The organism is Anaerotignum propionicum, assembly GCF_024461735.1.
Taxonomy (GTDB): Bacteria; Bacillota; Clostridia; order Lachnospirales; family Anaerotignaceae; genus Chakrabartyella.
The window spans coordinates 1-233 of sequence record NZ_JANGAD010000046.1; the positions used below are offsets into that span (position 1 = coordinate 1).

1 protein-coding gene is annotated in these 233 nt (G+C 50.6%); it reads left to right on the forward strand.

From position 1 onward, the window contains the following. On the forward strand, positions 1–233 hold a 233-nt coding region (locus NE558_RS14340), incomplete at both ends, for a GTP-binding protein (RefSeq protein WP_256150847.1).

Here is a 233-nt window from a genome sequence, read left to right on the forward strand (position 1 = left end):
CAGGTGTTAACCATAAGATCGGTGATACTCACGAAGGAACTGCAACTATGGACTGGATGGCCCAGGAGCAGGAAAGAGGTATCACGATCACATCTGCTGCGACAACATGTCACTGGACGCTGCAGGAAAACTGCAAGCCGAAAGCAGGCGCGTTAGAGCATCGTATCAACATCATCGATACACCGGGACACGTTGACTTTACAGTAGAAGTAGAGCGTTCCCTGCGTGTGCTT